This is a genomic window from Citrobacter sp. Igbk 14, from assembly GCF_028069825.1.
Taxonomy (GTDB): domain Bacteria; phylum Pseudomonadota; class Gammaproteobacteria; order Enterobacterales; family Enterobacteriaceae; genus Citrobacter.
In genome coordinates this window covers 1-717 of the sequence record NZ_JANEWM010000161.1, presented here as the reverse complement: position 1 = coordinate 717, position 717 = coordinate 1, and the positions used below count along the sequence as shown (strand labels likewise).

Annotated in this window: 2 pseudogenes; both read right to left on the bottom strand. The window is 42.6% G+C overall.

What is annotated here, in order from left to right:
- Positions 1-338 precede the first annotated feature (338 nt).
- Positions 339-587: pseudogene (locus NNN64_RS22925) on the bottom strand (integrase core domain-containing protein); the annotation flags it as partial.
- A 19-nt stretch (positions 588-606) separates the two neighbouring features.
- Positions 607-717, bottom strand: a pseudogene (locus NNN64_RS22920) (integrase); the annotation flags it as partial.

Sequence of the window (717 nt, the reverse complement as noted above, 5' to 3'; positions counted from 1 at the left end):
TTGGTACGCAATTTAATAATAGAATAATAAGATGGTAGTTTTATAAATGGGTTGGGTGGGTCGTTGGTTAATTGTTTGNTTGGTTGGTTGGTTGGTTGGTTGGTTGGTTGGTTGGTTGGTTGGTTGGTTGGTTGGTTGGTTGGGAAGAGCGTAGCGCCCCCAATATAATTGGGTGGAGAAAATATTAGAATTCAATCTTCATCCCAACCTACCAATACCCATACATTTTCTCATCAGTTCATGCTCTTTGTGCGGCGGCTGTAAAGGGCTTTTGTCCAGAAACAAGTTACAGCTTTAGCATTTATCCTTGTGATTGTAAGCACTCCTGTTTTAGTTCCACGCACTTTTGAGTGCTTCAAGTTATTCAGGGATTCATGAGGCCACTGGCTATCGTATTCCGTCAGCCAGGACTCTGTGATTTACCTCGTTTCATTCAAGGTTCTTAACAGGTAAAAATTCAGAATCTTAGTCCGATGCGTTTGGTTAAAACGTTCGATAAACGCATTCTGCTTCGATTTTCTCGGGTTGACAAATTCCAGCATGACGCAATGCTCTTCAGCCAGCTGTGTCAGTGAAACCAGTTCTGGGGATGTAAATAGACCCGTTTTAGTTCCAGGCATTTTTTGAGATCCCGGCCAAATGATTGTGTTGCCGATATTCCTCAGGCGTCATATTGTTCAGTGATTCATGCGGGCGTTCACAGTTATATTCTGACAC